This window comes from Mesorhizobium sp. M0833, assembly GCF_040319905.1.
Lineage (GTDB): Bacteria > Pseudomonadota > Alphaproteobacteria > Rhizobiales > Rhizobiaceae > Mesorhizobium.
Genome location: NZ_JAMYOQ010000030.1, coordinates 61,545 through 69,471, shown reverse-complemented (window position 1 = coordinate 69,471; position 7,927 = coordinate 61,545). Strand labels below are relative to the sequence as shown.

Annotated in this window: 6 protein-coding genes and 1 pseudogene; 1 reads left to right on the top strand and 6 read right to left on the bottom strand. The window is 68.6% G+C overall.

All coding sequences use genetic code 11. The annotated features are described in order from the left end of the window. Positions 1–646: pseudogene (locus NKH98_RS26320) on the top strand (IS630 family transposase); the annotation flags it as partial. A gap of 42 nt (positions 647–688) precedes the next feature. Here the strand turns inward: NKH98_RS26320 and fni are convergent. The 6 genes from fni to NKH98_RS26290 all read right to left on the bottom strand — a co-directional run bounded on the left by fni (position 689) and on the right by NKH98_RS26290 (position 7,761). Next, entirely contained in the window at positions 689–1,738 is a 1,050-nt protein-coding gene (gene fni / locus NKH98_RS26315; RefSeq protein ID WP_352902936.1) for a type 2 isopentenyl-diphosphate Delta-isomerase, read from the bottom strand. Positions 1,739–1,823: 85 nt separating this feature from the next. Beyond that, positions 1,824–2,726, bottom strand: a complete 903-nt coding sequence (locus NKH98_RS26310; RefSeq protein WP_352902934.1) for a terpene synthase family protein — start codon at positions 2,724–2,726, stop codon at positions 1,824–1,826. After that, positions 2,723–4,273 carry a hypothetical protein gene (locus tag NKH98_RS26305; RefSeq protein WP_352902932.1) on the bottom strand — a complete coding sequence of 517 codons (1,551 nt, stop codon included), beginning with the start codon at positions 4,271–4,273 and terminating at the stop codon, positions 2,723–2,725. The genes NKH98_RS26310 and NKH98_RS26305 overlap by 4 nt, the downstream gene beginning before the upstream one ends. Before the next feature lie 149 nt (positions 4,274–4,422). Beyond that, entirely contained in the window at positions 4,423–5,430 is a 1,008-nt protein-coding gene (locus NKH98_RS26300) for a polyprenyl synthetase family protein (RefSeq protein WP_352902930.1), read from the bottom strand. A gap of 145 nt (positions 5,431–5,575) precedes the next feature. After that, the gene (locus NKH98_RS26295; RefSeq protein ID WP_352902928.1) at positions 5,576–6,919 is read right to left on the bottom strand and encodes a cytochrome P450; all 1,344 of its coding nucleotides are present in this window, start codon (positions 6,917–6,919) and stop codon (positions 5,576–5,578) included. Then, positions 6,919–7,761, bottom strand: coding sequence for an SDR family oxidoreductase (locus tag NKH98_RS26290; RefSeq protein WP_352902946.1), 843 nt, complete (start codon positions 7,759–7,761; stop codon positions 6,919–6,921). The genes NKH98_RS26295 and NKH98_RS26290 overlap by 1 nt, the downstream gene beginning before the upstream one ends. Positions 7,762–7,927: the final 166 nt, after the last annotated feature.

Here is a 7,927-nt window from a genome sequence, read left to right as displayed (position 1 = left end):
TGGATGTTCTTGAGGCGCGAGGGCCTGAGCTTCAAAAAAAACGCTGTTCGCCCTTGAGCAGGCGCGCGCTGATATTGCCCGCAGGCGTCAGCGATTGCGCTCTTGGCAGGCCGGCCTCGATCCGCAGCATCTGGTCTTCATCGACGAGACCTGGATCAAGACCAACATGGCTCCGCTGCGCGGTTGGGGGCCGAAGGGCGAGCGGCTGCGCGGCTTGGCCCCGCACGGCCACTGGCGCACGCTGACCTTCCTCGGCGCGCTGCGCTGCGATAGGCTCGCGGCACCTTGCGTCTTCGACGGGCCAATCAACGGCCAATGCTTCCGCGCCTATGTCGAGCAGCAGCTCATCACCGTGCTGAAACCCGGCGACATCGTCGTCATGGATAATCTGGGAAGTCATAAGTCGGCGGCCATCAGGCAGATGATCAAGGCGGCCGGCGCCAGGCTTTGGTACCTACCGGCCTACTCCCCAGACCTCAATCCGATCGAGCAGGCCTTTGCCAAAATCAAACACTGGATGCGCCAAGCTCAGAAACGTACCGTCGAGGACACTTGGCGCCACATCGGCCACCTCGTTGAAACGATCGAGGCAACCGAATGCAACAACTACTTCGCAAACGCCGGCTACGCTTCCATCAAAACGTGAAAGGCTCTAGGCGCCCGCCGCCACGTGCGGGCGCCGCCGGCGTCAACCAGCGGGCAGATGTGTCGAGGCCAACAAGCGCGCCTGACGCAACGCGGCAAGATCAGCCGAGCCGGTGCAGAAGCAGGCGACGGCCAACTGGCGGATGACGATCTCGAAATGCGCGACAACCGCCTCGGTGGATACCCTAGCCGCGCGCAGCACGCCGGCCGCCTGCCCGGCGATGTCCGCGCCCAGGCGGATGGCCTTGGCCACATCGACGCCGTCGCGGACCCCGCCCGACGCGATCAGCTTCACCCTTGGCAGCGCCCGACGTACAGCCTGCACGCTGGCCGGGGTCGGAATCCCCCAATCGGCGAACGCCATCGCCACTGCACGGTCGGCGGCATCGCGGGCGCGCTCGCCCTCCACCGCGGCCCAACTGGTGCCGCCGGCGCCGGCGACATCGATCACCACCACGCCCGCCTCGACGAGCGCACAGGCCACCGAAGCGGACAGGCCCGACCCCACTTCCTTGGCCACGATCGGCACGCCCACGCTGCGCGCAGCGCGAGCGATCTGCGCCAGGACGCCGCGCCAGTCGCGGTCGCCCTCCGGCTGTACCGCTTCCTGCAGCGGATTGAGATGGACGATGAGTCCATCGGCCTCCAGCGCATCCACCGCCCGGCGCGCCAGGTCCAGGCCGTCGGCCTCGCGCAGTTGCGCGGCGCCGATATTGGCCAGCAAGGGAATGTCTGGGGCCAGGCGGCGCAGCGCGCGCGTCAGCCCCTGGGAGTTGCGGGATTGCAGGCTCACGCGCTGCGAACCGACGCACATCGCGATCCCCAAGGCTTGCGCTGCCTCGCTCAGATGCCGGTTGATGGCCTCGGCGCGTGGCATGCCGCCGGTCATTGAGCTGATCAGCAGCGGCGCGCGCATGGTCTTGCCCAGCAGCGAGGCGCGCAGGTCGATCTGCGTCAGGTCCAACTCGGGCAATGCGCAGTGTTCGAAACGGATGTACTCCCAGCCGGCGGCGACCGTGGCCGACGCCGTTCGCCGATCCAGCACGATGTCCAGATGGTCGTCCTTGCGCCGGCTCAGGGCGGTGTCGCTCATGCTCGCTCCATCCGTCGCATCGGGCGACGGCGTTGCGTCGGATCGGACCGACGGCAGCGCGCGCACGCCGCGGCCTCCCGTGCGTTCAGGCCGGCGCACGCTGGCCTCCTCCCGCAGCGTCGCTGCGGTAGCGGCTGGTCGAGGTCTGGTAGTACTGCGCGCGGATGGCCGCCATGGCCTCGATCAACGGTCTCCACGGCGCGGGAAAGCGTTCTTCCGCCATCATCCGGTGCAGCATGCGCATATGGCCGGCCAGCTCGTCGTTGAGAAACTCCCCCACAGGCATAGCCGGATAGCGCTGCAGCAGCAGGATTGCCGCGTTGTCGGCCTCGCCGGCCGACCTGTCCTTGTCGCGTCCATGCAGATCGTTCTGCAGGCGCCCTATCGCGGAGATGAGCCGCAGGACCTGGCGAAACGCCGGACGCGCGCGCAAGGTCGCCATGTCCAGCCCCCACAGCAACGACAGGCAACAGAACACGTTCGTGTAGGCGATCGAATCGATGCCGTTGTGCAGGTACTCGGCGTAGGACCAGCGTTCCGCCCCTGCCGCCTGCGCGTGTCCCGCGCGCAGCGCCGCGCAGTAGCACCGGGTATCGTCGAGAAGCTGAGCATAGTCGCGACGATCGTAGGCGAGCGCGGCCAGCGAAGCGCGCAGCACAGCGCAGCCTTCGAATCCGGGGAGCGCGCACGGCCCGCCCTGCCCCAGCGCCTGCTCCACGGCGGCGAGCTGCTCCGGCGCGATCAGGCCAAGGTCGTTGCAATCGTCGAGCCAGAACAGCAGCGACAGTTCGCGATAGAACGCCACGATCAGCGTTTCGTCCTGCGGATCGCGGCCGGTGCGGGCGCTGGTGTCGCGCAGGCTCGGGTGGATGCGCTGCAGGATGTACTGGCCGCCCCTGACCGCTTCCACGGCATGCTCGTGGGCGAACCCGGTCAGGGAACGCCCCCACTCCAGCACCTGCTGCAGCGCGCGTTCGGTCTGGATCATGGCGCCGCTCCTGCTCCCTCGGCCAGGACGCGCCGCCCCCAACGAAGCGCCAGCCACAACCCGGCGAGTTCGGCCACGCGCACCACCCGGGTGGGGCAATACAGTTCCTTGCCGATCCACAGCGGCGTCTGCGGCAATGCATGCGCCGCATGGCGGGCGAGCATCCACTTCAGCGCACGCGCCACCGCCTGCGCGATGCGCCGGCGCCCTGTCGGCTCTTCGCTCCCGTCCATCACGTGCAACGCGAACAGCGCATAGGCGGTTTCCTCGAATGTGGACGCGCGACCGGCGCCCCAGCCGCCGTCGCCGCGCTGCGCCTGCAGCAGCGCCGCCAGCGCGCGCTCGTCGCGCCACTGGGGCTTGCCTTGCGCCAGCGCAGCGACCGCATGCGCGGTGGGATACAGCCACGAAACGTGCCATTTTTCGTTGTCCCATAGACCGTGCGGGTTGCGATTGGCCTCGACGTAGGCGCTGGTGGCGGCGGCGGGCTTTCCCAACATCCGCAACGCATGCAGGGCATGGATGTTGGTCGACACCGAGGCATTGCGCTCGCCGGGGAAGGTGACGAATAGCTCGCCGATTTCGAAATGGCGCAACGCATCGACCGCCGGGTCGCGGCCTGCAAGGCGCAGGACGCACATCGCAACGGCGGTATCGTCCGCATCGGCCGCGAAGTGCAAGGCCGGGCCCAGACCGCGCACGCCCAGGCGAGCGTCCAGCTGCGCGACGATCACTTGCACCGCCTCGGCGAGCGCGGGATGCGCGAACAGACCGGCCAGATGCAGGGTGTACAGCGACCAGCATGGCTCGAATACATTGATCGGCCAGACGTTGGGAACGACACCTTCGATGCCGCTGCGCGTCGCCCGCGATGACGCCTGCAGATACGCGTCGGCGCGCCCGACCTGCGGCGTGCTCCCCTGTGTCACGGCGTGCGCACGCCACGCGGCGGTGGCCGCCGGACTGATGCCGATGCTGCCGTCGTCATCCGGGCATGCGGTGGTCGGCGACGTCCCCCAGGCTTCCCAGGAGTGCAGCAACGGATGGCCGCTCGGCAACGTCGCCACCGCCCCCAGCTTGACCAGGCACGCTTGCCGCAACGGCAACAGCGCCGGGTGGCGCGGAAACGCCACGCCGCCCAGCAAGGATGCGGCCTCGCCGCACAACTGCGGCAGGATCAGCTCCGCGCCGATCGGCGCGTCTTCCGGCACCGCATGCGCGTAGGGATCGGGCTGGCGCTCGAGGAACCGGGTTGCAGCCTGGACTGCGTCGGCAGCCCCGGGAAGAGGATCGGCACGCTGCAATGCCAGCAACGCCGCCCACGTGGGCGCATGGCGGAACAGCGGGAAGTCCGCACTTCCCCATCCGCCATCGGCCTGTTGCTGCGCGATGAGCCACGCGTATGCGTCCTGCCGACCAGTGACGTTGCCGTGGAACTGCAGAGCTCGCGCCGTGTCGTAGACGGACGGACCGACGCTCCCGCCGTCGCTCATCTCGCTCAGCAGGTGGCGCAATTCGGAAAGGATCTGTTCGGACAGCGCGTTCACGCAGGATGTTCCTTCTGCAGACGGTTGACGAGAACCAGGATCGGCAGACGCCGCGCACATCGCCGCGGACTCGGAGACAGTGCAGCATGGCACCGCTGCCGCCGGCCGATCGCAGCGGCACAGGGGCGACTCCATGCGGACGGGCGTGCTCATGCGCATGGCGCGTGCTTGAACAGATACCCGTTGGCCCGCTGCAGTATCTGCGCCAACCGTTCCGCACGCGGCCCCAGCGGGGCGATGGCTTCCCCGGCGTCGCGCAACAAATCCAGCGCGAACTGGCGCGCTGCCTGCAGCCCCATGATCGACGCGCAGGTCGGCTTCTGCGCCGCCGCGTCCTTGCCGGGGGTCTTGCCCAGCGTCGCGGTATCCGCTGTCGCGTCGAGAATGTCGTCGACCACCTGCAACGCCAGGCCGAAACAGGCGGTGTACCGATCGAGCGCACAGTACAGCGCAGCGTGCGCGGCATCCTCCGCGATGGCGCATAGCGCGCCCATGCGAACGGACGCACGCACTAGCGCTCCGCTCTTCATCCGGTGCATCGCCACGATCCTGTCCAGCTCGGCGTGCTTTCCGACCAGCGACAGATCCATGGCCTGTCCGCCTGCGGCACCCTCGGCGGACACGGCCTGCGCCAGTTCGCGCACGAGCGCGATACGGTTGTCGCCCGGCGCATCCAGGCTCGCCAGGGTCAGGAAGGCGTGCGCCTGCAGCGCATCGCCGACCAGGATCGCAGTGGCTTCGCCGAACTTGACGTGCACGGTCGGAAGGCCGCGGCGAAGCACGTCGTCGTCCATCGCGGGCAGGTCGTCGTGGACCAGGGTACAGGCGTGCATCATCTCGATGGCGGCGCCGACGTCGTCGAGCATGTGCGCCGGCGTGTCGGCCAGTGCGCCGGCAGCCAGACAGAGCAAGGCGCGGGTGCGCTTCCCGCCATGCAAGGTGGCGTAGCGCATCGCCGCCATCAGCTCTGTCTCACCGTCGTCTTCGGCGCAGAGAAGACGCGCCAGCGCCTGTTCGACCCGCTTTGCGCCGTCCTGCATCCAGATCTCCGGCAGCAGCCCGCCGGAGGCGCCGGGCGCCTGCGCACCCAATCCGCCGAGGGCGGAAACGCCAGTTCGGTCGTCGTGTAGCGTGGAACCAGTCTGCAAGTTTTTCATGTCCTTGTACCTGACACGAGAGGGCCACGGCGATCGCCAAGCCGCCGCGGTGTTGCCGGCGTCGCACCGAGCGCGTGCGCCGAGTGCAGCAATGCCGCGCCTCGCCGGCGCCGCTGCCTCGCCACACGGGGCATGCGATGCCAGCTCATGAGAAGCCTATGCGGATTGTCATGGACGGATGTGCGGTCGGGTAATAGCGCCGGCCTTTTTCGACGCCGCTCAGCAACCGCGGCTGCACCCCGGCCTTGTGCATGATCAGCGCCAAGGCGATGCAGAACTGCACCATTTCCAGCCATACCAGGTGGTAGCCGATGCAGACGTGTGGGCCGGTACCGAACTGCAGCATGTCCACCGGCCGGATCGGCTCCGTGCGTTGCAGCCACCGCGCCAGGCGGAACTGATCAGGCGCCTCGTGCAGCAGCGCCGAGGTCGAGAAATGCAGCAGCGGGATGCACAGATGGGTGCCCGCGGGAATGCGCCGTTGGCCGAGTTGCAATTCCTGCAGCGCGCGACGCGGTAAGAGCGTGGTCGCCGGATGCAGACGCAGTGTCTCGCGGAACAGCGCCTCGGCGACCGGACACTGCGCCAGGTCCGCGTGCCGGGTCGGCACCGCGCCCACGCGTTGAGCCTCCTCGACGAGGGCGTCCCACAGCACAGGCTGCCGCGCCAGCTCGATCACCATCCAGGCCATCGTCGAAGCAGTGGTGTCGTGACCGGCAAGCAGCAGCAAGCGGATATTGGCGACCAGGACGTCATCGGAGAGCGCATCGTCGCTGCGATCGAAGGCGCTCACCATGTCGTTGATCAACCCGGTGCGCGCGGCATGCGCGCGCGCGTCGCGGACGAACTGGCGCAACTGCGCGTCGATCCAGTCGCGGGCGGCGCGGCCGCGCCGCAAGGGCAGTCCGGGCAGGTCGACCGGGGGCGCGACGATCAGCTGCAGCAGTTGCCGGTACTTGCGATGCCATCCCGGCAGGTCCTGCGCGGGGATTCCCATGAGGCTGAAGATGAGCTTGAGCATCAGGTCGCCGGTTTCGCGCAGGATGGTTGCCTCGCCGCGGTCGCGCCACGCCTGCACCCGCGCCCGGATGACGGGCGCGAACAGGTCGCCGATGCCGGCCTGGGTCAGCCCCTTGGGCAGGAACGCCGCCTTGATCGCATCGCGCGCCTGCCGGTGCGCGCCGCCGTCCTGGGCAACCAACGTTCCGCCAAGCAATTCGGGCGCGATCTCTTCGATCAGCGCCGAGGACACGTCCTTGTGCCGGAGCAGTGCGAACGCTTCCGGATCCACGCAGGTCATCAGGTGTCCGGCAGGGCCGAAATCCAGCCAGAAGTGGCTGCCCAGCGTCCGTTCTGCGCGCTGCAGCAGGCGCGGCAGGTCGCAGACAATGGCGGGAAGATGCCCGACCAGGGGGAAAGCGCCAGGCATGACCGGGATGTCGCATCGCAGCCGGTGCCGACGGTTGAGTGGGTTGAGCAGCATGTCCATCAGCAGCGCGCCGCCGCCGCCGATTCGGTGTCGCCGGCAGGGCGCGCGGCGCAGCTGTTGCCACCGTCGGCGTATGTCGGCACATGCGCCAGCATGCCGCCATCGATGCACACGACCTGGCCTGTGATAAACGCAGCATCGTCGGAGAGCAGGAACGCCACGAGCGCGGCCACGTCCTCGGGGCGGCCGACGCGCTGCAGGAGCTGGTGCCGGCGCAGATGCCGTTGCATGCACTCGTCCAGCTTGGCGAGGAGACGCTCGGTCATGACGAGACCCGGCGCAACGGCGTTGCAGCGGATCTGCGCATGACCGTATTGGGTGGCGAGCGAAGCCGAGAGCATGTTCATCGCCGCCTTCGACGCGGCGTAGGACGTCTGCGCCGTGTCACCGCTGAGCCCCTGGCACGACGACATGTTGACGATCGCGCCACCGCCGCGGGCGATCATCCGTGGGATGGCCTGCCGGCAGCAGAGCAGCGTGCCGCGCAGATTGGTCGCCATGGTCTGGTCCCAGACTGCCAGGTCCAGGTCGAGGATCGCGCGGTCGCGCGGGGTCAGATGCATGGCGCTCGCGTTGTTCACCAGCAGGTCGACCCCCCCGAAGTGCCGCTCCGCCGTCTCGAACAGCCCTGCCACCGCCTGCTCATCGGTGATATCCATGGCTATGGGCAGCGCGTGGCCTGCTTCGGCCGCGATCTGCGCGGTGCAGGCGATGGCCGCCGAGCCATCAATGTCGGCCACCACCACTCTGCCGCCCCCGCGCGCGATGGCGAGAGCGCATGCCTGGCCGATGCCGGCGCCGGCGCCGGTCACCACGGCCACCTTGCCTTCAAACCGTCCCATCGTGTCTCCTGAATTGCATTGGTCTTTCGCAGCATGCCGCTCGGCCTCCGCCTGAGAAGGCGCAGGGTCGGCGCTGGCGCGCTCGTCATGGCCAGCGTCGCTTTCGATCACCCGAATGGCGGCGACCGGGCACTGGTTGGCCGCAAGCCGCACGGCGGCGTGCAGC